The organism is Nonomuraea sp. NPDC050733, from assembly GCF_040654215.1.
Taxonomy (GTDB): Bacteria; Actinomycetota; Actinomycetes; order Streptosporangiales; family Streptosporangiaceae; genus Nonomuraea.
The window spans coordinates 26,205-48,177 of the sequence record NZ_JBFAHO010000030.1; the positions used below are offsets into that span (position 1 = coordinate 26,205).

General features: G+C 71.0%; 21 protein-coding genes. 13 read left to right on the forward strand and 8 right to left on the reverse strand.

The features are described from left to right. Window positions 1-144 precede the first annotated feature (144 nt). The 3 genes from AB0H64_RS33075 to AB0H64_RS33085 form a co-directional block, all read right to left on the reverse strand. Complete coding sequence (locus tag AB0H64_RS33075; protein WP_357632489.1) at window positions 145-1,632, reverse strand: serine/threonine-protein kinase; 1,488 nt, start codon at window positions 1,630-1,632, stop codon at window positions 145-147. Window positions 1,633-1,833: 201 nt separating this feature from the next. Continuing rightward, entirely contained in the window at window positions 1,834-2,616 is a 783-nt protein-coding gene (locus AB0H64_RS33080; protein WP_357632491.1) for an SDR family oxidoreductase, read from the reverse strand. 119 nt (window positions 2,617-2,735) lie between these two features. Beyond that, window positions 2,736-3,362: a cadmium resistance transporter gene (locus tag AB0H64_RS33085; protein ID WP_357632493.1), complete on the reverse strand. Its 627-nt coding sequence runs from the start codon at window positions 3,360-3,362 to the stop codon at window positions 2,736-2,738. Between the two features lie 220 nt (window positions 3,363-3,582). On the opposite strand from AB0H64_RS33085, the gene AB0H64_RS33090 reads away from it, so the two are divergent. Genes AB0H64_RS33090 through AB0H64_RS33135 form a run of 10 tightly spaced genes read left to right on the forward strand, consistent with a single transcriptional unit; the run spans window position 3,583 to window position 9,627 of the window. After that, the gene (locus AB0H64_RS33090; protein ID WP_357632494.1) at window positions 3,583-4,377 is read left to right on the forward strand and encodes a hypothetical protein; all 795 of its coding nucleotides are present in this window, start codon (window positions 3,583-3,585) and stop codon (window positions 4,375-4,377) included. 5 nt (window positions 4,378-4,382) lie between these two features. Beyond that, a complete protein-coding gene (locus AB0H64_RS33095) occupies window positions 4,383-5,552 on the forward strand; it encodes an SRPBCC family protein (RefSeq protein ID WP_357632496.1) in 1,170 nt (389 codons plus the stop codon). A 54-nt stretch (window positions 5,553-5,606) separates the two neighbouring features. Further along, the gene (gene gvpJ / locus AB0H64_RS33100) at window positions 5,607-6,029 is read left to right on the forward strand and encodes a gas vesicle protein GvpJ (protein ID WP_357632498.1); all 423 of its coding nucleotides are present in this window, start codon (window positions 5,607-5,609) and stop codon (window positions 6,027-6,029) included. A 2-nt stretch (window positions 6,030-6,031) separates the two neighbouring features. After that, complete coding sequence (locus AB0H64_RS33105) at window positions 6,032-6,823, forward strand: GvpL/GvpF family gas vesicle protein (protein ID WP_357632500.1); 792 nt, start codon at window positions 6,032-6,034, stop codon at window positions 6,821-6,823. A gap of 6 nt (window positions 6,824-6,829) precedes the next feature. Next, window positions 6,830-7,087 (forward strand): gas vesicle protein GvpG, encoded by a 258-nt coding sequence (locus tag AB0H64_RS33110; RefSeq protein WP_357632502.1) that lies wholly within the window; start codon window positions 6,830-6,832, stop codon window positions 7,085-7,087. Between the two features lie 4 nt (window positions 7,088-7,091). After that, window positions 7,092-7,631, forward strand: a complete 540-nt coding sequence (gene gvpO / locus AB0H64_RS33115; RefSeq protein WP_357632504.1) for a gas vesicle protein GvpO — start codon at window positions 7,092-7,094, stop codon at window positions 7,629-7,631. Window positions 7,632-7,633: 2 nt separating this feature from the next. Then, on the forward strand, window positions 7,634-8,128 hold the full coding sequence (locus AB0H64_RS33120; RefSeq protein WP_357632506.1) for a gas vesicle protein: 495 nt from the start codon (window positions 7,634-7,636) through the stop codon (window positions 8,126-8,128). Then, window positions 8,125-8,982 carry a GvpL/GvpF family gas vesicle protein gene (locus tag AB0H64_RS33125; protein WP_357632508.1) on the forward strand — a complete coding sequence of 286 codons (858 nt, stop codon included), beginning with the start codon at window positions 8,125-8,127 and terminating at the stop codon, window positions 8,980-8,982. The genes AB0H64_RS33120 and AB0H64_RS33125 overlap by 4 nt, the downstream gene beginning before the upstream one ends. A gap of 1 nt (window position 8,983) precedes the next feature. Beyond that, window positions 8,984-9,307, forward strand: coding sequence for a gas vesicle protein (locus AB0H64_RS33130; RefSeq protein WP_357632510.1), 324 nt, complete (start codon window positions 8,984-8,986; stop codon window positions 9,305-9,307). A 5-nt stretch (window positions 9,308-9,312) separates the two neighbouring features. Continuing rightward, the gene (locus tag AB0H64_RS33135; protein ID WP_310711691.1) at window positions 9,313-9,627 is read left to right on the forward strand and encodes a gas vesicle protein K; all 315 of its coding nucleotides are present in this window, start codon (window positions 9,313-9,315) and stop codon (window positions 9,625-9,627) included. Window positions 9,628-9,702: 75 nt separating this feature from the next. Here AB0H64_RS33135 and AB0H64_RS33140 read toward each other — a convergent pair whose 3' ends face one another. Genes AB0H64_RS33140 through AB0H64_RS33160 form a run of 5 tightly spaced genes read right to left on the reverse strand, consistent with a single transcriptional unit; the run spans window position 9,703 to window position 18,536 of the window. Beyond that, window positions 9,703-13,737, reverse strand: a complete 4,035-nt coding sequence (locus AB0H64_RS33140) for an Ig-like domain-containing protein (RefSeq protein ID WP_357632512.1) — start codon at window positions 13,735-13,737, stop codon at window positions 9,703-9,705. A 24-nt stretch (window positions 13,738-13,761) separates the two neighbouring features. Next, window positions 13,762-15,603 carry a beta-L-arabinofuranosidase domain-containing protein gene (locus AB0H64_RS33145; protein WP_357632513.1) on the reverse strand — a complete coding sequence of 614 codons (1,842 nt, stop codon included), beginning with the start codon at window positions 15,601-15,603 and terminating at the stop codon, window positions 13,762-13,764. Next, window positions 15,596-16,360, reverse strand: a complete 765-nt coding sequence (locus AB0H64_RS33150) for a carbohydrate ABC transporter permease (RefSeq protein WP_357632515.1) — start codon at window positions 16,358-16,360, stop codon at window positions 15,596-15,598. Before AB0H64_RS33150 ends, AB0H64_RS33145 begins: the two co-directional genes overlap by 8 nt. Then, window positions 16,357-17,271: a sugar ABC transporter permease gene (locus tag AB0H64_RS33155; RefSeq protein WP_310711687.1), complete on the reverse strand. Its 915-nt coding sequence runs from the start codon at window positions 17,269-17,271 to the stop codon at window positions 16,357-16,359. The genes AB0H64_RS33150 and AB0H64_RS33155 overlap by 4 nt, the downstream gene beginning before the upstream one ends. Next, a complete protein-coding gene (locus tag AB0H64_RS33160) occupies window positions 17,268-18,536 on the reverse strand; it encodes a sugar ABC transporter substrate-binding protein (protein ID WP_357632517.1) in 1,269 nt (422 codons plus the stop codon). Before AB0H64_RS33160 ends, AB0H64_RS33155 begins: the two co-directional genes overlap by 4 nt. A gap of 124 nt (window positions 18,537-18,660) precedes the next feature. Here AB0H64_RS33160 and AB0H64_RS33165 point away from each other — a divergent pair, with 124 nt between their 5' ends. The 3 genes from AB0H64_RS33165 to AB0H64_RS33175 all read left to right on the forward strand — a co-directional run bounded on the left by AB0H64_RS33165 (window position 18,661) and on the right by AB0H64_RS33175 (window position 21,937). Next, a complete protein-coding gene (locus AB0H64_RS33165; protein WP_357632519.1) occupies window positions 18,661-19,665 on the forward strand; it encodes a LacI family DNA-binding transcriptional regulator in 1,005 nt (334 codons plus the stop codon). Window positions 19,666-19,851: 186 nt separating this feature from the next. Further along, on the forward strand, window positions 19,852-20,835 hold the full coding sequence (locus AB0H64_RS33170; RefSeq protein ID WP_357632596.1) for a LacI family DNA-binding transcriptional regulator: 984 nt from the start codon (window positions 19,852-19,854) through the stop codon (window positions 20,833-20,835). Window positions 20,836-20,950: 115 nt separating this feature from the next. Continuing rightward, window positions 20,951-21,937, forward strand: coding sequence for an ABC transporter substrate-binding protein (locus AB0H64_RS33175; protein WP_357632521.1), 987 nt, complete (start codon window positions 20,951-20,953; stop codon window positions 21,935-21,937). Window positions 21,938-21,973: the final 36 nt, after the last annotated feature.

A 21,973-nucleotide genomic window follows, 5' to 3' on the forward strand; every position in this document is an offset into this window, starting at 1 on the left:
GGACGTCATTGGGATGTTGCGTGCTCAGGGCGTCAGGCGGTTGGGAATCGGGCCTTTCGCTTGTCAGACGGTGTGCAGCTCGTCAGTGACCGGGATCGGGCGGTGGGGCATCCGCTGAGGGCTCCGGAACGGGCGAGAACGGGACTATCGGTACTTCTCAACAGCCGCCGCGACCAGTTTCGCCGCACGGTCGGCCGTGGCGTGACCGGGGCGCAGCGCGTAGACGTCGATGATCACCGAGACGTTCGACAGGCGCAGGGAGATGTGTGTCTGGTAGTACGGGAGCCCGAAGGGGCGCGGTCGGGTATAGCTGAACGCCTCGTCGCCGACGTCCGGCCCTTTGCGGAGCTTGGTCCCCGGGTTGCGCTTCGGCTCCTCCTTCATGTTCTTGACCAGCTGGTCGTGGTAGAGGTCGGCCGCTGACGGATTGGGCAGCCGGAACGCCGTGACGCGCAGGTTGGCGCCGTCTGCCCTGCTCCAGCCGCACATGGAGGCGGTGTAGTACTGCCGCTTCGTCGAAGCGTCGAACAGCGAGCGCGTCTGCTTGCTGGTCAGCAGGTCGCACGCCTCGAAGTCGCGGGAGATCAGGGGTGTGGCCACCGCCTTCGGGCTGAACGTCGGTGCCGCGGAGTAGGTGGATCGCGGCGTGAGCACATAGCCCAGTAAGCGGACGGTGTTCGGGAACACCAGCGGCACGACCACGATCCCCGCCGCCACGGTCAGCACCACCGCGAGCACGGCGCCCACGACGATCTGGGGGCGGACGCGTCGAGACGAGTGTCCCGGGATGGTCCGCTTCCGTGGCAGGGTCGGGCCGGTCGCGGTGTCGCCCCGCGAGACGGCCTCCAGCCAGCCGGCCGCCTCGTCCGAGGAGCAGCGGCGTGCCGGGTCCTTCTCCAGGATCGCGCTCAGCACGGGAGCGAGCGGGCCGGCCAGGCGGAAGGGGGCGGGTTCCTGCATGAGCACGGCGGCCAGCGCCGCGGCCTGGTTGGGGCGGGCGAACGGCGGGCTGCCCTCGACCGCCGTGAAGAGCGTGGCGCCGAGCGACCACAGGTCGGCGAGCGGGCCCTCGGCCTCACCGCGCAGGCGCTCCGGGGCGATGTAGCCGGGCGAGCCGCTCAGCATCCCCGTCTGTGTGAGCCCGCTGTCCCCGACGATGGTCGCGATGCCGAAGTCCGTCAGCAGCACCCGCCCGTCGTCGGTGAGCATGACGTTGGCGGGTTTGACGTCCCTGTGCAGGATGCCCGAGGTGTGCGCGGCCGTGAGGGCGTCGAGCATCCGCAGGCCGATCGCGGCCACCCGGTGCGGCGGCAGCGGGCCGTCGTCGCGGACAGCCCGGTCCAGGGAGCGGCCCCGGACCAGCTCCATGACGATCCACGGCCGTCCGCCGTCGAGGACCACATCGTGCACCGTGACGATGGACGCGTGGGAGCGCAGCGTCGCCGCGGCGCGCGCCTCGCGGAGCGTGCGTTCGGCCAGCTCGGCCCGTGACGCCTCGTCGAGGTCGGGCGGGAGCCGCACCTCCTTGACGGCCACTTCCTGCCGGAGGAGCTCGTCCATCGCCCGCCAGACCGTGCCCATGCCGCCCCGGCCGAGCTCCGACAGCAGCCGATAGCGGCCTGCGAGCAGCATCACCGCGCCCTTGCCGACGTCCTGGGCTCTCCGGCCATTCCCAGCCTCCTGACGGTCTCCGCGCGAGCTCCACGGCATGAAGCGCCACCGGCGGGTCCCGGTGATTGATCTATCATGCACGCTGTGCATCGCCTCTGTGACTGACCAGCAGCGAGCGCTTCGCGGCCCGAAGGCCGCCGCACACATGACGTCGGTCCGGAGTCACACCGACTTGAGCATCCCGCCGTCGACGAAGTACGCCGAGCCGACCGAGTAGCTCGCCCGGTCCGAGCACAGGAAGACGATGAAGCTCGCCACCTCGTCCGGCGCGGCGAAGCGCCGGATGGGTGCGTGCTCCCGGGCGACGTCGTCGAGGTGACGCCGCCAGTCCTCGCCGCTGAGCTCCTTGGCCGTTTTCACCCAGTCGGGAGTCAGGACGAGGCCGGGGTTGACGCAGTTGACCCGGATGCCGTCGCCGACGACCTCCGTGGCCAGCACCTTGGAGAACATCATGAGCGCGGCCTTGGTCACGTTGTAGATCGGCTCGTACCAGAGCGGCTGGACCGCGCAGATCGACGCGTTGTGGAGGATGACGCCGCCGCCGCGCCGCCGCATGCCGGGGACGAGCCCGCGGGCCAGCCGGACGGCCGCCATCACGTGGAGGTCCCAGTACGCCTGCCACTTCTCGTCGGGGGCCTCGACGATGGTCTCGTTCGAGCCGGCGCCCGCGTTGTTGACGAGGACGTCGGCGCCTCCGAAGCCCTCCTCGGCCGCCGCCGTCAGCGCGGCCGTGCCCTCCGGCGTCGCCACGTCGCAGACCACGGGCACCACGCGCACGCCGTGGGTCTCGGCGATGGCGCGTGCCTCCTGTTCGAGGCGGGCGGCGCCGCGTGCCGCGAGGACGAGATGCGCGCCCTCGGCCGCCAGGCCCCGCGCCACGGCGAGGCCGATCCCCGAGCTGCCGCCGGTGACGACGGCGACCTTGCCGGCCAACCCCAGCTCCACGAGACCTCCCAGGGCGCGTCTCTCCGTGGCGCCGTTCGTACCCGGCCGGCGGGTGTTCGTACCCGGGTCGGAGGGGTGCAGGGCGAGCGGCGGCCACTGCCGAAGGGGAGCGGGAGGGCTCAGGCGAAGGGCGGGAGGCGGGTGAGGACGCCCGAGCCGAGCACGATGAGGGCTCCGACGGCCATGAACACCACCGGGACGATCCAGTGGCCGTACCGCTCGACGACCTCGATGACCTGGCGATGGGACCCGAGCCAGGAGCCCGCCAGGCACCACAGGGCGACGCCGGCGGCGAACACGGCGATCGTCACCAGCGAGGGACCCGGGCCGATCGTGCGGAACACCGGCGTGTAGACCGACAGGTTGTCCGCGCCGTTGGCGATGGTCACCCCGGCCACCGGCAGCACGCCGGACGCGACGGCCGCCGAGGGGGCGCCGTTCTCGCCGTCCGGGTTCGCGCGGGAACGTAACGCCGCGACCAGGCCGCGGACACCGAGGGCGAACGGGAGGAGGCCGAGCAGGCCGACCCAGTCGTCCGGGATGATCGTCAGGCCGAGCGCCGCGATCACCGACAGGGCCACCAGCGTCGCGATCCCGGTGTACTGGCCGGCCCAGATCTGCCATGGGCGCGGCACCCCGCCCGCGCGGGACGACAGGAACAGCACGGTCAGGACGATGAGGTCGTCCACGTTCGTGCCGGCGAACATGCCGGCGGCCGTGGCCAGGGTCCCCGCGACGCCCACCATGTCGGCTGAACCTACCGCGAAACAGGCCGGTCCGGCGGCCTGGATGACGCGGTCTCGGGGGGTGTTTAAACGCCTGGGTGCGCGAGCGTCAAGTCTGACCGTTTTATGCCTGTAAGTGTTTCTTTGTCCACCTGTCGGGCACCGGATGGGCAGGCTGGCACGGGCCAGCCGCGGTGCCGGAAGGGATGCCGGACGGATGCCGGAAGAAGGAGCGCATGCCATGAAGGACACGGCCAGAGTGGCGATGGCCCTCGCCGCGGGCTACTACCTCGGTCGGCGTCACAAGCTGCGCTTGGCGACTCTCCTGACGGCGATCGGGATCGCCAGGCGGTTGCGCAAGGAAGGCGACGAGGGCGTCGGCGGACTGCTGCAACAAGGGGCGAAGCTGCTCGGCGGCTCTCCCCAGATCGAAGACATCACCAACCGGCTCCGGGGCGAACTGCTGGAGGTCGGCAAGGCGGCCGCCGTGGCGGCGGCCAGCAAGCAGGTGGACAACATCACCTCGAAGCTGCACGACCGCGCCGAGGGGCTGCGGCATCCGGAACGTTCCGGCGGCGCCTCCGGCGAAGGCGAGGAAGGCGAAGAGGACGAGGAGTACGAGGGCGAAGAGGACGAGTACGAGGAGGAGGGCGCGGAGTCCGGCGAGGACGAGGACCGAGGTGAAGAGGACGAGGAGGAAGAGGGCGAGGAGGAGCCCGAGGAGCGGCCCCGCGCGCGGGGCGGACGTGTCCGCGCCCAGGGCTCTGCCGGCAAGGCACCCGTGAGCAGGGCCCCCGGGGCCAGGTCGGCGCCCAAGCCGTCCACGGCCAGGTCGACCAGTGCGAAGTCGTCCGATTCCAAGTCGTCCGCTTCCAAGACAGCCGGCTCCAAGGCGTCCGGTTCCAAGGCGTCCGGGGCGTCCACGTCGAAGTCCTCGGGAAGCCGGTCGTCCGGGGGGCAGGGATCGCAGGCGCGCGAAGAGCGGACCGGTACGAGGAGCGGACGGTCCGCGGCAACCAGTAAGACCCGGAGGTGAGCCAGGTGGCTGACACATCGAAGGTTGACGAGGCCACCAAGGAAGGCCCGGGGAACGAGGTGGCTTCCGCTGTCCAGGACCTCGCGATGGCGCTGGCCGAACGGGCTTTGTCGTCCATCACGGAGAAGCTGGAGGACATGACGGGGCGGCTCAACGAGGTCGCCGAGGGTGACGGCTCGGGGCTGCTGGGTGCGATCACCGGGGGCGGCGGCTCTGGGCTGCTGAGCGCGTTCACCGGCAAGGAGGGCGGGTTCTCTCCCGGGAAGATGCTGCTGAAGGGCGCGGCGAAGGCCGTGACGGGCAAGATCAAAGACAAGATCGGCCTGGGCGGCAAGGGCGGCAAGGGCGGCAAGAAGAAGCTCAAGCTCACCCACATCTTCGAGACCGTCGACATCGGCGCGCCGATCCGCATCGTCTACAACCAGTGGACCCAGTTCCAGGACTTCCCGACCTTCATGAAGAAGGTGGAGAGCGTCAACCAGGAGGCCGACGACAAGCTCTCCTGGAAGGCGCAGGTCTTCTGGTCGCACCGGACCTGGAAGTCCACGATTCGGGAGCAGGTGCCGGAGGACCGCATCATCTGGCGGTCGGAGGGACCCAAGGGCTGGGTCGACGGGGCCGTGTCGTTCCACGAGCTCTCCCCGAACCTGACCCGGGTCGTCGTCGTCCTCGAATACCACCCTCAGGGGCTGTTCGAGCGCACGGGCAACCTCTGGCGGGCCCAAGGCAGGCGGGCGCGCCTGGAGGTCAAGCACTTCTCCCGGCACGTCGCGACGAACGTCATGCTGCACCCGGACGAGATGGCCGAGGGCGGCTGGCGCGGCGAGATCCGCGACGGCGAGGTCACGAAGGACCACGAGACCGCCGTGCGCGAGGAGAAGGAGCGCGAAGAGGGCGAAGGCGGCGAGGAGGAGCGCCCCGAGGAGCCTGAGGGCGAAGAGGCCGAGTACGAGGGCGAAGAGGGCGAGGCAGGCGAGGAGGAAGCCGAGGAGCCCGAGGAGGAGGGCGAGGAGGAAGAGGAGGAGCCCGAGGAGGAGGGCGAGGAGGAAGAGGAGGAGGAGCCGGTCGGCCAGGCCGGCGAGGAAGAGGAGGAGCCCGAGGAGGAAGAGGAAGAAGAGGCGCCGCCGGCGCGGCGGCCGGCACGTAGCAGGACGGCCGCCGCCCGACGCGGGTGAGGTGCCGGACGACACGCGCACCGACCGGCGGTGTGACGATCGAGGGGTGAGCGTATGACTGTGCAGCCCGCGGGAGGCGGGGGCGGAATAGCCCAGCGCCCGTCCGCGTCCGGCCTGGCGGACGTGATCGACACCATCCTGGACAAGGGCCTGGTGATCGACGCGTATGTGCGGGTCTCCCTGGTGGGGATCGAGCTGCTGACCATCGACGCGCGGATCGTGGTGGCGAGCGTGGACACGTACCTGCGCTTCGCCGAGGCCGTGAACCGGCTGGACATCTCGGAGCAGGGCGGCCAGGGGCTGCCCGAGCTCATGCACAACATCAAGCAGAACAAGATCGCCGACACGGGCAAGGGCGCGGCGCAGGGCGTCCTGGAGGCCGCCGCGGAGAAGCTCGACGACTTCATCGGCGGCTCCGGTGACGAGGAAGAGAGCGAGCCGCGGCCAAGCCGCCGGCGGCGCAGGGGGGAGGACTGACCATGACCACCACCGGCAGGGAGGACGAGCGGAGCTCCTCGTCCGAGGCGGCAGTGGGCGTCTACCTGTACGGGATCGTGCCGGCCGACGTGCAGGTGTCGGACGAGGCGCGCGGCGTGGGCGACCCGTCCACCACGGTCAGTCTCGTACGGCACGGCGAGGTCGGCGCGCTGGTCAGCGAGCTGGCCCTCGACCGCCCGCTGGGAACGCCCGACGACCTCATGGCGCACGAGCGGCTGCTCGACGCCACCGCGGCCGAGGTGCCGGTGCTGCCCATCCGCTTCGGCGCCGTCATGACCAGCTCCGAGGCGGTCGTGGAGGAGCTGCTGGCCCCGAACCACGACGACTTCCGCTCGGCGCTGGAGGAGCTGGACGGCCGCGCCGAGTACGTGGTCAAGGCCCGCTACGTCGAGCAGGCCGTCCTCAGGGAGGTCCTGGAGGAGCAGCCCGGGGTGGCGGAGCTGCGCGAGCAGATCCGGAGCCTGCCCGAGGACGCCAGCCGCGAGGCGCGCATCCAGCTCGGAGAGATCGTCAACCAGGCCGTCAGCGCCAAGCGCGAGGCCGACACGCAGGCGCTCCTGGAGGCGCTCGCGCCGGTCGCCGTGCTCACGTCCGTACGGGAGCCCACCCACGAGCAGGACGCCGCGCACATCGCGCTGCTGGTGGAGCTGGACCGGGCGGACGACCTGGAGGAGGCCGTGGAAGGGTTCGCCTCCCGGTGGGAGGGCCGGGTCCAGATCCGGCTGCTCGGGCCGCTGGCTCCTTACGACTTCATCGTCACGCCGGCGGGGTGAGGGCGCATGGGCCTGCTCAGCCTCCTGTTCGGCTGGCCGCTGGCGCCGGTCAAAGGGGTGATCCGCCTTGGTGAGCTGATCCAGGAGCAGGTCGAGCGTGAGATGAGCGACCCCGCGGTGGTGCGGCGCGAGCTGGAGGAGATCGAACGGGCCGCGGCGGAGGGCCTCATCTCCGAGGAGGAGCAGGAGGAGCGGATGCGCGAGGTCCTGCAGAGGATGATCGGCCCGCCAACCGGAATCGACCCCGGAGAAAGCAGGAGGTGATCGCGTGCCGGCCAGGCGACGCGGCCGCGCCGACGACACGGTCGAGCGCGAGCGGGACGATCTCTCATCGGACGACACCGACGCCGGGGCAGCGGACGGGGGCGAGGACGAGGACGCCGAGTACGAGGACCCCGAGTACGAGGAGTACGAGGACGAAGCGGCCGATGACGACGAGCCGGCCGACGAGAACGAGAACGAGAACGAGGACGAGGGCGAGGACGAGGACGAGGGGGAGTACGAGGACGAGGGCGGCGACGGCTACGAGGAGGAGCCGCGGCGGCGGCTGTCCGCGGCGACCGCCGGCGAGACGGGGCTGCGGCACATCGCCGGGCTGACGGCCCGCGAGCCCGAGGGGGTCACGCTGGTCAAGCCGGGAGACAACGGCTGGACCGTGGACGTCGAGGTGGTGGAGGACCGCCGGATCCCGTCGTCGGGCGACATCCTCGCGTTGTACGAGGCCGAGCTGGACGCGGAGGGCGACCTGCTCTCCTACCGGAGGCTGCGCCGCTACCGGCGCGGCAGCGGGGACAGCGAGAGGGGCTGATCGTGGAGCCAGCGCGGACGGGACCGATCGGACGCCAGGCCTACCCTTCGTCGGCCTCCGGCGGCCGCGAGCCGACCAACCTGGGCGACATCCTGGAGCGCGTCCTCGACCGGGGCGTGATCATCGCCGGTGACATCCGGGTCAACCTCCTCGACATCGAGCTGCTGACGATCAAGCTGCGACTGATCATCGCGTCGGTGGACACGGCTCGCGAGATGGGCATCGACTGGTGGGAGCACGACCCGTGGCTCAGCGGCAAGGATCGCGGCCTGCAGGAGGAGAACCGCCGGCTGCGTGACCGGGTCGCCGAGCTGGAGGACGGCTACCCGCCGGACCGCCGGGGCGGGCGCGAGGTGGACGAGGGCCGCTCCCGCCGTGCCGTGGAGGAGGAGCCGGAGGAGGGCCGCTCCCGCCGCCGTGCCGTGGAGCGGGGGACGGACGAGGGCCGCCCGCGCCGCCGTGCCAGGCGGGCCGAGGCCGAGGAGGACGACCGGTGACCGCTGACCCGGGCTCGGGCACGTACCTCTACGCCGTCGCCGCGGGGGAGCCCGGTCACGCCCGCCGCGACGACGCGCCTTCGCGCGAGCGGGCGGCCCCGGCGGACGCCGGTGCCCTCCCGCGAGGCATCGCGGACGGCGAGGTGCGGACGATCGGCGGGGCCGGTCTCGTGGCGTACGTGAGCACCGTGCCGCTCGACCAGTTCGGCGAGGAGCCGCTGCGGCGCTCCATGGAGGACCTGGACTGGCTGGAGGAGACCGCGCGCGCCCACCATCGCGTCGTCGAGGCGGTGGCGCTGCGGGCGCCGGTCGTGCCCGTGCGCCTGGTCACCGTCTACAGCGAGGACGCGCAGGTGCGCGCCCTGCTGGCCGAGCGGCACGACGACTTCGCGCGGGCGCTCGGCCGCGTCGCCGGGCGGCAGGAGTGGGGCGTGAAGGTGTACGCCTCGCCGGGGGAGCGGCCCGGACCGGAGGGGGAGGCGGGCGCAAGGGAGACGCGGAAGGAGACGGAGCGGCCCGGGACGGCGTACCTGAAGCGGCGGCAGCAGCACATGCGCAGCCGCGAGGAGGCGTGGCGGCAGGCCGGCGCGCGGGCCGAGCGCGTCCACGGCGCGCTCAGCTCCATCGCCGTCGCGAGCCGCCGCCACCGCGCGCAGGACCCGCAGCTCTCCGGACGCGAGGAGTCGATGGTGCTGAACGGGGCCTACCTGGTCGAACGGGACCGGGGTGAGGAGTTCGCGCGGGCCGTGGAGGAGCTGCGCGGGGACGGCGACGACATCCAGCTCACCGGCCCATGGGCGCCGTACTCGTTCATCACGCTGGACGACGACGGCGCGCGGCGAGAGGAGATCTGACGTGGCGTTCGAGGAGACGCGGGGGTCGGTGCTCGCCTCCGAGGGGCGGCTGCCGCCCGAACGGGTGGCCCTCGTGGACCTGCTGGACCGGCTGCTGGCCGGCGGCGTCGTGGTCAGCGGTGACCTGGTGCTGTCGATCGCGGACATCGACCTCGTCCGCATCTCGATCCGGGCGGTCATCGCGTCGATCCGCGACTCCGAGCCGCTCCGCGTGCTGGAACCGGTCCGCCGGCCCGCCCGCGAGGAGGAGCCGGTCAGGGGACACGGGGCGCCGCCCATCCAGGGGTACGCGGAGCGCGTGGGCGAGGACGAGCCGGGGGAATGAGCTCCATGGAGGGGAGGCGCGAGCCGGTCCGTGAGGTGCGCTCGCCGCGCCTGCGGATCGAGGCCGACCGGGAGGCCGTCGAGCGGGACCTGTCCCGGCTGGTGCTCACCCTGGTGGAGCTGGTGCGGCAGCTCGTCGAGCGGCAGTCCGTACGCCGGATGGAGGAGGGCGACCTGTCCGACGAGCAGGTCGAGGCGCTGGGCCTCACGCTGATGCGGCTGGAGGACGCGATGACGGAGCTGTGCGACCGGTTCGGCCTGTCACCGTCCGACCTGAACCTCGACCTCGGCCCGCTCGGCACCCTGCTGCCGGAGGACTGAACGGACGATCCAGGGCCGGGCTCCCGCCCCTCGCGGCGGGAGCCCGGCCCCAGGTCTCGTCGGACGGCCGTGTGACTACTCGACCGTCACGGTCGCCTTGGCCTGGAGCGTGGTGCCGGCCACCTCACCGGTCACCGTGAACGTGCCCGGCCTGGCGTACTGGTCGGCGTCGACCGCGGCCCACGTGACCGCGACGCCGCTGTCCTTGGAGCCGTCGTTGTAGGTGGCGACGACCGTCGCCGGCAGTGCCGGAGCCGTGCCGGCGCGGGTGCGCACCGCCTCCTCGGCCAGCGAGGTGACGGTCACCGCCCCGGTCGTCCTGACGTACACGGTGGCCTGGACCGGCTGCCGCAGACCCTCGGCGAGGCCTGTGACGGTGAAGCTCGTGCCGCCCGTCCTGACCTGGTCGGCCGTCACCTGCTGCCAGGTCACCGCCGCCCGGCCGCGCACCCCGTCGTCGTACAGCGTCTCGACCGTGGCGGGGAGCCGGGGCAGCGTCCCGGCGAGCGTCGGGACGTGGACCGGCCGCACCGAGTCCGGCGGCACCGCGTACGTCTTGACCTCCAGCAGCCCGACCGACGCCTCCGCCGCTTCGAGCTGGACGCGCAGCTTCGTCGTCGTGACCGTGTCGAAGGCGACCGTGTTGTAGGCGTCGACGGCGGCCGGGTAGGACGCGACGCCGGTGACGTCGGTGAACTCCTGACCGTTCCACGCCTGGATCTTCCACGACTTCGGCACGCGGACGCCGCCCCCGTCGTCGAAGAAGTACACGTCGGCCTTGTTCACCCGCACGGGCGAGGGCCATTCGAGCTGCACCCACTGCGTGCCCTGCTGCGGCCAGGTGCCCCAGCGCGGGTTGGCGCCGTCGTTGGAGCGGGGCGGGTCGATGCCGTCGTTGACCGCCGTCACCTTCTCCCACGAGGAGGTGTAGGAGGCGGTGGGCGTGGCGTACGGGGCCACGTTCACCTGGGCGCTGAGCGCGCCCGCGGTGACGGTCACCGTGGAGGTCGTCTGCTTCGCGCCGTCGGAGGCGGTCAGCTTGAGCCGGTACGTGCCCGGCTCGGTGAACGACACGACGGTGCCGGTCCCGGCCGGGTCGGTGAAGAACGCCTCACCGGGCCCGTCCACGACGCTCCACTGCGTGGTGAGCGTCCCCGACGGCAGCCCGTCGTCCTTGACCACGGCGTCCACCTTGGCCTGCCCCGGCCGGTTGAAGGAGGGGTCGGCGACGGCCAGCACGTACGGCGCGGCGTTGCCCGCCCGCGGCGCGTCCCCGCCCGTCGCGTACGCCTGGACCTCCTTCAGCCCGGTCGCGTACCCCGGGCGGTGGGTGACGAGCACCCGCAGCTTCGAGGTGACGACCTTGGGGAAGCGGACCGTGTTGAGGTTGGCGCGCGGGTAGACCGGCTCCCTGGCCTGCCGGGGCACGTCCTTCCAGGTGTCGCCGTCGAGGTACTGCACCTGGTAGAACGCGGGCTCGCTGTAGCCGCCCGGCTTGCGGTCGTTGGTGAAGTACAGCCGGACGAGGTCCACGGGCTTGGCCCCGCCGAGGTCGGCCTCCAGCCAGTCCTGCGGCTTGCCGGAGCCCTTGCTGCCCCAGAACGGCTCGTTGATGGTGAACCCGTCGGCCGCCGGGGCGGCGTCGCCGTGGGAGGCCGTGGCGCCGGTGACCAGGTTGGGGCCGGTGGAGCGCAGGTCCACGCCGGCCTTCTGGAACAGGTCCTCGACCCTGGCGCCCTTGAGCTTCACGTCGGCGGGGGCGCGCATGGCCGGCGCCTTCTCGCCGTGCAGGACGGTGACGCCCGTGGCGCCCTCGACCTTGCCGGTCGCCGGGTCCCAGGTGGCGTGCGCCAGCCCGGACAGGGTGACCTTGCGCTTGCCGTCGACGAGGATCGAGTAGCCCTCGGGCACGCCCTTGTAGTGGGTGGTCCCGTCACCCGGCTTGTCCCAGACGATGGTCAGGTCGTTGCCGCGGTAGTCGATCCCGTTGACCGTGAAGTGGTCCCAGCCGATGTCCACCGGCCACAGCTCGACCTTGCCGTCGGAGCGCGGGCGCAGGCCCATCACGTCCTCGATGACGGTCCAGTTGCTGCTGCCGAGGATCGTGTGGTGGATCCACGAGCGGTAGTCGATGCTCTTGGTGGCCGGGTTCCAGTTGGCCCAGAACTCGTTGGCGTCGGGGTAGCGGGTGTCACCGCCGACGAACTGCGACCAGGCGTTCCAGTACAGGAGCTGCTTGTACTGGTCGGCCGTGATGTACGGCGAGGCGTACTCGCGCAGCGCCTTGGAGAACAGCGCGAAGTTCCGGGTGGAGTTGATCTGCGAGAAGTTGTTCGACCCGGGCTTGCCCTGGGCCGCGGCCTCCGCCTTGTCCTTCTGGTTGGCCGTGTAGGCCGGGAAGATCGGGTACTCGGCGGGGTCGGCCCACAGGCGCAGCGCCTCCCGGTACTTCGGGTCGTCCGTGGGCACCAGCCCCGTGGCGTACGGGATGTAGTTGTTCGACTCCTTCCACGGGATCAGGTTGCCCGTCTGGAGGTCGCGGTGCTTGAACAGCTTGTCCTTGTCGTCCCAGAGCAGGGACAGGATGCCGCTCCTCACCTTGTCGGCCACGCCGCGCAGCTCGGTGGCCTTCGCCGTGTCGCCGATCAGCGCGTACGCCTGGGCGGCCGCCATGGCGTTGGCGTACACGTAGGCGCCTTCGAGCCGCTCGTTGGCCCGGTCGTAGTAGTGGAACGACACCGCGTCGGCGTCGTTGCCGGTCATGGCCTCCCAGTCGTACTCGATGACGCCGTTCTTGTTGGAGTCATAGGCGTTGAGCTGCCCGTAGACGTCCTTCTCGGCGTAGCGGGCCAGGTTGCGCAGGATGCCGGGCTGGCCGCCGTGGAGCTGGTAGCTCTCCAGGGCCGAGGCCGAGATGTACTGGGTGTAGCTGTTCGACCAGTTCTCCGGGTCGCCGGGGTTGTCGGTGTACTTGGAGTTGCGCGACACCTCGCCCGCCGACACCCACGGCCCGTACGAGTAGATCGGGTTGCGCAGGTACTTGAGGTCCTGGATGAACATCGGCACGGTCAGCACGATGGCGTTGTTGTAGCCGAGGGCTCCCTCGACCGACGTCGGGAACTGGAAGTCGTTGCCCGGGATGTCGGCGTCGAGGAAGTTGAACCTCATCAGCCACCAGCGGTAGTACACGAACTTCTTGATGTTCTCGTCCGGCACGTCGATGTAGGGCAGGTTCTCCGCCCACCAGGCGTTGTAGTCCTGGAGCTGCCGCTTGAGCGCCTTCTCGGGCGAGCGCCCCCGGTAGCCGTCGTACTCCGTCCGGGAGCCGGGCAGCTCCTCGGTCACGAAGCCCATCTGCACCTTGGTCGTCGCGGTCTGGCCTGGCTCGAGGGTGAGCGTGCCCTTCAGCTCGCCGTCCGCGGCCTTGAGGCCGTCGGCGCTGAGCCGCGGGAAGATCGTGGTCAGGCGGTTCTTGGCCGTGACCACGCCGGTCAGCTCGCGCTCGCCGTCGGCGGTCCTCGCGTACGGCGAGACGACGCTGACGGGCACCTCCCGCCGGTCCGTGCCGGTGTTGGTGACGGCCAGCGTGGTGACGGCGACGTTCTCGTGGGTGATGAACTTCTTCACGCTCACCGACAGGCCGTCGCCGGTGTACGCGCCGGTCCAGTGGCTCGGCATCTGCAGCCGCTTGGCCTTGTCCTCGGCGAGGTCGGCGCCGAGGGAGATCGTGTAGGCGTCGCGGTTGTCGACGCTCTCCCAGTAGGCGACGCTTCCGCCGAAGCCGAGCTTGGCGGGGTCGTGCTCCTTCATGAACAGCGCCCGGCCGCGCGACATCAGCCAGTCGCCCGCCGGGTCGTCACCGGGGCGGGCCAGCATGCGGTCGATCCAGTAGGAGTCGCCGCCCTTCTCCTTCTTGTAGATCTCCTCCATCATCTTGCGCGGGTGGTAGCCGACGGGCTCGTCGGGCACCGGGTCCGCGCCGGTGAAGACCGGCATGCCCAGACCGTCCTCGGCCGACCGGGCCGTCACGGCGGAGGCGGCCGGCGGAGTGCCGGCGAGCAGTCCGCCCGCCAGCGTCACGGCGACCAGACAGGGCAGGGTTCTACGCACGGGGTTGTCCTCCAGCGGGGGGTGTCACTCGGCGATGGGAAGCCAGACGCGCATGGTGGCGGGGCCGCGGTTGCCCCACCGGTGATAGGGGACGAGCCGCAGCACGGTGTCCGTGCCGCCGGTCGCGTGGTCCGGGTCCGGCCCGTACGGCCAGCCGTTCCCACGGGGCGCCGCGCGCACGGCGGCGACCTCCAGCTCGACCGCCTCGCCGCCGGCCGGGCCGTGGTCCATGCTCTCCTCCGAAACGGCCGCCTCGGCGGGCGGCGACGACACACGGACGGCCGCGTGCGCCAGCGGCGGCTCGTCGCCGACCGACTCCGCGCAGTACACGATCGGCCCCCGCTCCACCGCCGCGCAGCCGCGCAGCGCGTCGACGCGGCGGTCCGGGAACGTCCAGCGCGGCGCCATGGGCAGCTCCAGCCGGATCTCGTCGCCGGCCTTCCACGGCCCCTCCGCCGCCGCGTAGCCGGGCGCGACCTCGCGGGCGGGGCCGGAGCCGTGGGAGAGCGTGGCGCCGGACGCCCACGAGGGCACGCGCAGCGACACGGTGCCGGCGCCGTCCTCCAGGACCCGCACGGTCACGCCGCCCGTCCACGGGTAGCCGGTCTCCACGCGCAGGGCCAGGTCGCCGTGCCGGATCTCGGCGGGCGTGTGGTGGTGGATCCGCACCCCGCCGGAGTCGGCGGCGGCCACGTACGCGCCGAGGGAGGCGAGCGTGCGGGCGATGTTGTTGGGGCAGCACGACACGTCGAACCAGCGCGAGCGCAGACCGCCCTCGGCCGCGTGGTTGACGTCCTCGGACGGCTCGGCGGGCACCCGCACGTGCAGCGGGTTGACGTAGAAGAACGAGCGGCCGTCCAGCGCGACGCCGGTGGCCAGCATGTTGTACAGGGTGCGCTCGGCCACGTCCGCGTACCTGACGTCCCCGGTCGCCAGCAGCAGCCGGTGCGACAGCATGATCGAGGCGATGCTCCCGCAGGTCTCGTTGTAGGCGCGGTCCGGCGGCAGCTCGAAGTCCTCGCCGTACGACTCGTCGGCGTGCCGCGAGCCCATCCCGCCGGTCAGGTGGGTGCGCCGGGCGACGGTCCGCTCCCACTGCGCCTCGACGGCCTTGAGCAGCTCCTGGTCGCCGGTCTCCACGGCCACGTCCACCACGCCCGAGGCCAGGTACAGGGCGCGTACGACGTGCCCGCGGAAGACCTGCGCCTGCCGCGCCGGGACGTCGTCCTGGAAGTAGGCGCGGCCGAAGGGGATGTCGCCGAGCGCGGGCAGGCCGCGGCGCTCCACGAAGCGGCGGGCCATCTCCAGGTAGCGCTCGGCGCCGGTCACCCGGTACAGCTCGACCAGGGCCATCTCGATCACCGGGTGGCCGCAGGTCTCGGTGGTGTCCATGAAGCGCCGGCACACGTGGTCGGCCGCGCGGACGGCGATCTCGGTCAGCCGGTCCTCGCCGTGCATGCGCAGCCGGGCCACGCCCGCCTGGATGAGGTGGCCGTAGCAGTACAGCTCGTGGCCCCACTCGAAGTCGCTGTAGCGGTTGCCGCTCCACCGCGTGTTGAGGTAGCCGTCGCCCTCCTGCGCCCGGCCCACGGTCTCGGCCAGCTCCGGCAGCGCCGGGTGGTCGGCCCAGGCCATGCCCTCCAGCAGCTTGTAGATCTCCGAGTCGCTGAACTCCCGGCCCCGGCGCGGGCGCTGCCCGCGGAAGTTGCCGATCCAGCCTTCACGCTCCATCCACTCCTGGCAGTGCGCGATCGTGACGTCCCGGTTGAGCGCCTCCCGGTCGCCCCAGAAGCCGGGGGCGAGCCGTACGGAGTCGAGACCCAGAGGGGAGAGCACGCCCGAGGAGGGCAGGACAGGGTTAGCCACGCAGAGCTCCCGACATGAATCCGCGCACGTAGTGGCGCTGGAGGACGATGAAGAGGATGAGGCACGGGAGGGCCATGACCATGACGCCGGCCTGGAGCATCCCGTAGTCGATCGCGCCGAACGTGCGCTGGGTCATGCTGACCACCGCCACGGGCAGCGTGAACGACGCGCCGTCGTTGAGCAGGATGAGCGGGGCGAAGAAGTCGTTCCACGAGGCGAGGAAGGCGAACAGGCCGACCGTGACGAGCGCCGGCCGCACCGCGTGCAGCAGGATGCGGGAGAACGCGCGGAACGTGCCGCAGCCGTCCACGAGCGCCGCCTCCTCCAGCTCGCGCGGGATCGCCTCGAACGCGTTGCGCATCATGAACAGCGCGAACGGCAGCTGGAACATGACGAACACCAGCGCCAGGCCGACCAGCGAGTTCTGCAGGCCGATGAAGCCGAGCAGCACGTACAGCGGGATGAGGATCGTCGCGTACGGCACCATGAGGATCGCCAGCGTGGCGAGGAACAGCAGGTTCTTGCCGGGGAAGTCGAAGCGGGCGAAGGCGTAGCCGCCGAGCGCCGACACCACGAGCGTGCCGCCGACGGTCATGACCGACACGAGCACGCTGTTGGTGGCGTACGTGCCGAGCCCCTCGCCGAACCCGGCCATCTCCACGTAGTTGGACGGGTCCTCCAGCGACGCCCAGCCGCTCCACACCAGCGGGAACAGGAACAGTACGGCCAGGGCCGCGAGAGTGAGGTGGCGTGTCACCGCAGCCTCCGCATCATCAGGGCGTTCAGCCCGACCAGGCCCACCAGCAGCACGACCGACAGGGCCGCGGCGCCGCCGAGGTCGAAGCGGAAGAACGCGTCGCGGTAGACGACCATGACCATGGAGACGGTGCTGTTGTCGGGGCCGCCGTTGGTGAAGATGAAGAACTGGTCGAAGGCCAGCAGGGAGCCGGTGACGCTGAGGATCAGCATCAGGGCGAGCGTGGGCCGCAGCAGCGGCAGCGTGATCCTGGTGAAGATCTGCCAGCGGCCGGCGCCGTCGCTGCGGGCCGCCTCGTAGACCTCGATCGGGATGGCCTGGAGGCCGGTCAGCAGGATGAGCATGTTGAACCCGGCGAAGCGCCACAGCACCAGCGCGATCGTGGAGAACAGCGCCATGTTGGGCGTGCCGATCCACTTCACCGGCTCATGGGTGATGCCGAGCCCTTGCAGGATCGGGTCGATGGGGCCGAAGTCGTTGTTGAGCATGCCGTAGAAGAGCAGCGCGGCGGCGGCGAAGCCGACCGCGCCCGGCAGGAAGAACGCGGTGCGGAAGAAGGCGACGCCGGGCCTGCGCTCCTGCACCAGCAGGGCGAGCCCGAGCGCCACCGTCGACAGCAGCACCGTGGTGATCACGGTGTACTTCAGCGTGAAGAGCACCGCGTCGAGGAACAGCGGATTGTCGGCGATCTTGGCGTAGTTGTCCGGGGCGTTGAAGCGGGCGGGGCCGAGAAGGGGCCAGCGGTTCAGCGACATCCAGACCACCAGCACCAGGGGCACGAGGAACAGCACCCCGACGATGGCGGCGGTGGGCGCCGCGTACAGCCAGCCCTGGACCTTCTTGCTGCGCCATCGGGCGGGCGGCGCGCCGTGCGCCGCCCGCCGCCCGGTACGCGTGAGCGTCAACGTCATTGCTGCAGTGACTTCGTGATCTCTGCGTTGAGCTGCGGCAGCTTCGAGGCGTCACCGAAGATCGCCTCGCGGGCGAGACGCAGCCACGGCCCCTGCGGGTCGTTGTACGTCTGGCCGAAGCGCGGCGCGAACGGCGTCTGTCCCTTGGCCACCAGCGAGTTGATCAGCACCACGCGGGGGTCCTCGGAGGAGTACTTGTTGCTGGACAGGTCGGTGCGGGCGAGCACGTCCTTGTTCTTGGCCATGACCTCGACCTGCGCGTCGTCCGACATGGTCCAGGACAGGAAGTCCCAGGCCGCGTCGGCGTTCTTCGTGGTGGAGGAGATACCGACCGAGTCACCGCCGACGAAGGTCGACTCGCCGCCGTCCGGGCCGGCGATCGGGGTGACGCCGATCTTCATGTCCTTCGGCATCAGGCCGAGCGTGGTCGAGGGCATCGGCATGACCCCGATCTCGCCCTTGGGGAAGAAGCCGGTCCACGTCGGGCCCTGCTCCTCCTTGGCCGTGGGGCCGACGGCCTTCTTGTCGTACAGCTCGCGCCAGATCTTGAAGACGTCGGTCATCGGCGGCTGGTCGTTGAGCGACGTCGTGCCCTCGGCGTTCATGACCTGGCCACCGGCCGCCCAGACCGAGGGCCAGAACGTGAAGACGTAGCAGCCGCCGCAGTTGCCGCCGAAGAACGTGCCGTGGACCTTGCCGTCCTTGCCGAGCTTGTCCTGGATGGTGGTCGCCTGCTGGGCGAACTCCTTGAGCGTCTTCGGCCCCTTCTCCGGGTCGAGCCCGGCCTTCTCGTACAGGTCCTTGTTCCAGAACCAGACCGACAGGTCGAGCGTGTGCGGCAGCGTGTACTGCCGGCCGTCCATCGTGCCCAGCTTCATGTGCGAGGGCGCCAGCTTGTCCTTGTACGGCAGGGCGGCGATCCTGTCGGTGATGTCCAGGAACAGGCCCTGCGAGGTGTAGTTGGGGACGAAGATGACGTCGGCGGCGAACACGTCGGGAAGCTGCTTGGCTCCGGCGGCGGCCGCGATGCGGGGCTGGTAGTTGTCCGTCGGGATGACGGTCAGCTTGACCTGGTTCTTGTGGCTGCTGTTGTAGGCCTTCACCAGCCGCTCGCTCTGGGCCTGCGTGGCGGCGCGGGTCCACATGGTGATGGTGACCGGGCCCTCGGCGGGCTCGGCCGATGATCCGTTTCCGCCGCCGCCGCCACAGGCTGATGTGAGCGCTAACAGTCCGAGGATGGCGATCCCGGCCAGCCGTCGTCTCATGGTTGTCTCCTTCGGGACCCCCGAGAACTAAAAGGTTTTCGGAAACGTAGAAGAAACATCCGGGCCTGTCAATGGGTGTTAAGGTGCCTCGCAGTTGTCAGGTGACTGAAAAGGGTTTCGAAACATGGCGGGTAGGCGCGTGACCATCAACGACGTGGCCTCCCTGGCGGGGGTGTCGATCGCCACGGCCTCCAAGGCGCTCAACGGACGGCACGACGTGCGGGCCTCGACCCGCGACCGGGTGCTGGCCGCCGCCGCGGAGCTGTCCTTCCAGCCCAACGCCCTGGCGCGGGGCCTGCTGTCGGGGCAGACGCGCACGGTCGGGCTGCTCACCTCCGACAGCGTGGGCAGGTTCGGGATTCCGGTGCTGCTCGGGGCCGAGGACGCCTTCGGTGCCGGGGAGATGGCGGTGATGCTGTGCGACGCGCGCGGCGACGCCATCCGGGAGCAGCACCACCTGCGCGCGCTGCTGTCGCGCCGGGTGGACGGGATCATCGTGGTGGGGGAGAGCACCAACCCGCGGCCCTCGGTCAGCAACGACGTGCCGGTCCCGGTCGTGTACGCCTACGGGCCCTCCGAGGACCCGGAGGACGTGTCATTCGTGCCCGACGACGTCGGCGGGGCCGTGATGGCCGTGGAGCACCTGCTGGCGCTCGGCCGGCGCCGCGTCGCGCACGTCACCGGTCCCCGGCACTACAAGGCGGCCCGCGACCGCGCGGAGGGGCTGCGGCTCGCGCTGGAGGCGGCCGGCTGCGAGCAGGCCGGCGACACGCTCTGGGGCTCGTGGTCGCAGCGCTGGGGCCGGCACGCCGCCGAGATGCTGCTCATGGCCGAGCCCGAGGTGGACGCGGTGTTCTGCGGCAGCGACCAGATAGCGGCCGGCTTCGTGGAGGCGGCCCGCGAGCGGGGCCGTTCCGTGCCTTCCGACATCGCGGTGATCGGCTACGACAACTGGGAGGTGCTGTCCACCGAGGCCCGGCCCGCGCTGACGACCGTGGACATGAACCTGGAGCTGCTCGGCCGCACCGCCGCCCAGCACCTGTTCGCGGCCATGGACGGCAGGGCGACCCCCGGGGTCCACCGCATGCCGTGTCACCTGGTGATTCGCGACTCGACCGCCGCCGCGTGAGGTTCCCCGTGCCCGTCGGGCCTGAGCGCCCGTACGGGCGATCACAAGCGCGCATGTGACGTTTCCGTAATCCCGCGAGCCCTTGACGGGACCCGTTGTTAACGTTCACAGTCTTCCCAGGCCCAGCGTGAGGGGCCGGGGAAGGAGCACCTCGTGGGATCGACGCAAGCCCGGCGCGCGCCGGTCATGGCGGACGTCGCCCGGGAGGCCGGCGTGTCCCACCAGACGGTCTCACGTGTGCTCAACGAGCATCCCAACGTGCGCAGCGAGACCCGCGCGCGGGTGCTGGAGGCGATCGACAAGCTGGGCTACCGCCGCAACCTCGTCGCCCGCGCCCTGGTGACCAAGCACTCCCGCACGCTCGGCGTCGTCAGCTTCGACACCACCCTGTACGGCCCGGCCAGCACGGTGTACGGCATCGAGCAGGCCGCCCGGGCGGCGGGCTACTTCGTCAGCATCGTCAGCCTCAAGTCCATCGACAGGAGCGGCGTCCGCGACGCCCTCGACTACCTGGCCGACCAGGGCGTCGACGGGATCGTGGTGGTCGCCCCGCAGCGCTCGGCGGCCCAGACGCTGGCCGACCTGCCGCTCGGCGTGCCCACCGTGGCGGTCGAGGGCGGCGAGGCCGGTGACGTGTCGGTGGTCTGCGTGGACCAGGTCGAGGGCGGCAGGCTCGCCACCGAGCACCTGCTCTCGCTGGGTCACGAGACCGTGTGGCACGTCCGGGGCCCGTCCGACTGGCTGGAGGCCGAGGGCCGCGTGGCCGGGTGGCGGGCCGCGCTCGCCCAGGCGGGCCGCGACGCCCCCGAGCCGCTGGCCGGCGACTGGAGCCCGCGCTCGGGCTACGAGGCGGGCCGCAGCCTGGCGTCCATGGCGGGCGTGAGCGCGGTCTTCGTGGCCAACGACCAGATGGCGCTGGGCGTCCTGCGGGCGTTCTCGGAGCGGGGGGTGAAGGTGCCCGACCAGGTGAGCGTCGTCGGCTTCGACGACATCCCGGAGTCGGAGTTCTTCTCGCCTCCCCTCACCACCATCAGGCAGGACTTCGACGCGGTCGGCCGGAACAGCATCGAGGTGCTCCTCCGGCAGATCGAGGGCGAGGGCGCGCAGGCGTGCGAGCGTCTCGTCGTCCCGCCGGCCTTCGTGGCCCGGGCCAGCACGGCACGGGTCTGACCAGACACCTACGACCTAGACCATCTCGGGACATCGGGGATATCGGGGATACGGAAAGCGGCGCTCTCGTCGGCTCGCTGATGTTAGCGCTCACATCGAGAAAGAGGGACCTTACGTGTTGAAGAGAATCTCGATGCTGGCGCTCGCCGGCCTCGCCGCCGTGACGGTGGCCGGGTGCGGCGGCGGCAGCGGCAGCGGCGGCAGCGGCTCGGGCGGCGGCGACGGCTCGATCACCATGGGCTTCTCGCAGGTCGGCGCCGAGAGCGGCTGGCGGACCGCGAACACGAAGTCCGTGCAGGAGGCGGCCAAGACCGCCGGGATCACGCTGAAGTTCTCCGACGCCCAGCAGAAGCAGGAGAACCAGATCAAGGCGATCCGCTCCTACATCCAGCAGAAGGTGGACGTCATCGCCTTCTCGCCGGTGGTCGAGTCCGGCTGGGACACCGTGCTCAAGGAGGCCAAGAACGCCAAGATCCCGGTCATCCTCACCGACCGGGCCGTGGACTCCAAGGACACCAGCCTCTACAAGACCTTCCTCGGCTCCGACTTCGTCGAGGAGGGCCGCAAGGCCGGCAAGTGGCTGACCGAGGAGTACAAGGACGCCAAGGACCCGGTCAAGATCGTCGAGCTTCAGGGCACGACCGGCTCCGCCCCGGCCAACGACCGCAAGGCCGGCTTCCAGGAGGTCATCGGGGCCGACCCCAAGTTCCAGATCATCGCCTCGCAGACCGGCGACTTCACCCGCGCCAAGGGCAAGGAGGTCATGGAGGCGTTCCTCAAGGCCAACCCCGACATCGACGTCCTCTACGCCCACAACGACGACATGGGCCTCGGCGCCATCGAGGCCATCGAGGGCGCGGGCAAGGTGCCCGGCAAGGACATCAAGATCATCACGGTCGACGCGGTGCACGACGGCATGCAGGCCCTCGCCGACGGGAAGATCAACTACATCGTCGAGTGCTCCCCGCTGCTCGGCCCGCAGCTCATGGACCTCGCCAAGAAGGTCGTCAAGAATGAGAGCATCCCGGCCCGCGTGGTGACGGAGGAGACGACGTTCACCCAGGACCAGGCCAAGACGGCGCTGCCCGAGCGCAAGTACTGACCGGTGGCCGGGCCGGTCCTCCGACCGGCCCGGCCG

Excerpts from the sequence above, each read along its gene's own strand:
- AB0H64_RS33155 (WP_310711687.1), bottom strand. The coding sequence starts at position 17,271 with ATGACGTTGACGCTCACGCGTACCGGGCGGCGGGCGGCGCACGGCGCG.
- AB0H64_RS33090 (WP_357632494.1), top strand. The coding sequence starts at position 3,583 with ATGAAGGACACGGCCAGAGTGGCGATGGCCCTCGCCGCGGGCTACTAC.
- gvpJ (WP_357632498.1), top strand. The coding sequence starts at position 5,607 with ATGACTGTGCAGCCCGCGGGAGGCGGGGGCGGAATAGCCCAGCGCCCG.
- AB0H64_RS33085 (WP_357632493.1), bottom strand. The coding sequence starts at position 3,362 with ATGGTGGGCGTCGCGGGGACCCTGGCCACGGCCGCCGGCATGTTCGCC.
- AB0H64_RS33075 (WP_357632489.1), bottom strand. The coding sequence starts at position 1,632 with ATGCTGCTCGCAGGCCGCTATCGGCTGCTGTCGGAGCTCGGCCGGGGC.
- AB0H64_RS33165 (WP_357632519.1), top strand. The coding sequence starts at position 18,661 with ATGGCGGGTAGGCGCGTGACCATCAACGACGTGGCCTCCCTGGCGGGG.
- AB0H64_RS33160 (WP_357632517.1), bottom strand. The coding sequence starts at position 18,536 with ATGAGACGACGGCTGGCCGGGATCGCCATCCTCGGACTGTTAGCGCTC.
- AB0H64_RS33170 (WP_357632596.1), top strand. The coding sequence starts at position 19,852 with ATGGCGGACGTCGCCCGGGAGGCCGGCGTGTCCCACCAGACGGTCTCA.
- AB0H64_RS33105 (WP_357632500.1), top strand. The coding sequence starts at position 6,032 with ATGACCACCACCGGCAGGGAGGACGAGCGGAGCTCCTCGTCCGAGGCG.
- AB0H64_RS33135 (WP_310711691.1), top strand. The coding sequence starts at position 9,313 with ATGGAGGGGAGGCGCGAGCCGGTCCGTGAGGTGCGCTCGCCGCGCCTG.
- AB0H64_RS33110 (WP_357632502.1), top strand. The coding sequence starts at position 6,830 with ATGGGCCTGCTCAGCCTCCTGTTCGGCTGGCCGCTGGCGCCGGTCAAA.